The 1376-nt window shown below is 56.0% G+C and carries 1 protein-coding gene; it reads left to right on the plus strand.

Annotated features, from left to right (window positions below; translation table 11 throughout):
* Window positions 1-56: 56 nt before the first annotated feature.
* Window positions 57-1316: an IS256 family transposase gene (locus H4J77_RS19430; protein ID WP_182250102.1), complete on the plus strand. Its 1260-nt coding sequence runs from the start codon at window positions 57-59 to the stop codon at window positions 1314-1316.
* Window positions 1317-1376 lie beyond the last annotated feature (60 nt).

Genomic DNA, 1376 nt, shown 5'->3' on the forward strand with positions numbered 1-1376 from the left:
GGGGGTGTCATAAATTTTGTGTTTGGGCATAACATGTTGCAGCAGAGGACGCATGTATGCCGACCAAGAAGAAGCCGGGGCGTGAAGCCCCGCGAGACCTACCCGCAATTCCCAACGAACTGATAGATCAGTTCGTAAATGGCCCGATGAGCGCCGAAGCCATTCAGGATGCCTCGATGGCGTTCAAGAAGGCATTGATCGAGCGTGCCCTGGGCGCTGAATTGGGACATCACCTTGGCTATGCTGAAGGCGCTGAGCGCCCTGAGGGGGCGAGCAACCAGCGCAACGGCAGGAGCGGTAAGACAGTACTCACCGATGACGGCCCACTGCGTCTGGATATCCCCCGAGACCGCGACGGCAGCTTTGCCCCGATCCTGATTCCCAAGCATGAGCGCCGCTTTACCGGCTTTGACGACAAGATCATTGCCATGTATGCCCGAGGCATGACGGTTCGTGAAATCCGCGCCTTCTTGGCCGAGCAGTACGGAACGGATGTGTCTCATGACTTCATCAGTTCGGTTACCGATGCCGTACTGGAAGAGATTAGCGCTTGGCAGCAACGCCCCCTGGAACCAATGTATCCGGTCATTTTCTTCGACGCCCTGAGGGTCAAAATTCGGGACGAAGGCCTGGTTCGCAACAAGGCCGTTTACCTGGCGCTTGGCGTGTTACCGGACGGTACACGGGATATTTTGGGCATCTGGATCGAAACGACCGAGGGTGCCAAGTTCTGGATGAAGGTGTTCAACGACCTGAAGACCCGGGGCGTAGAAGATGTATTGATCGCCGTGACTGACGGCCTGAAGGGCATACCTGAAGCTCTAAGCGCGGTGTTCCCGGATACTACCTTGCAGACTTGCATTGTCCACCTGATCCGCAACAGCCTTGATTATGCAAGCTGGGACAAGCGCAGAGAACTGGCCAAAGCGCTCAAGCCCATCTACCAAGCGCTCAATGCTGAGGTCGCAGCGCAGGCTCTGGACGCGTTTGAAGCTGGGCCATGGGGTAAGCAGTATCCGACGGTAGTAGCAGCCTGGCGCCGCGCATGGGATAGGGTCATTCCGTTCTTTGTCTTCCCGCCCGCCATACGAAAGGTGATCTATACGACCAATGCGATTGAAAGCATCAACGCTCAGTTGCGTAAGATCCTTAAAACCCGGGGGCACTTCCCCACGGATGATGCCGCGACGAAGTTGATCTGGTTGGCGCTACGTAATATCACTGCCAACTGGGGTAACGCGGCACATGACTGGAAAGCCGCTATGAACCAGTTTGCGATCCTGTATGAAGATCGTTTCACCAGGCCAACCTGGTAAGTGAAGGCCTACCTGATGGCAGGCCGTTAAGAGCCCGAACACAAAAAACCTGACAGTCCC

This window comes from Pseudomonas sp. 5Ae-yellow (assembly GCF_014077575.1).
GTDB lineage: Bacteria > Pseudomonadota > Gammaproteobacteria > Pseudomonadales > Pseudomonadaceae > Halopseudomonas > Halopseudomonas neustonica.

Bases quoted from the DNA above. Each gene is read 5' to 3' on its own strand.
- H4J77_RS19430 (WP_182250102.1), top strand. From the start codon at position 57: ATGCCGACCAAGAAGAAGCCGGGGCGTGAAGCCCCGCGAGACCTACCC.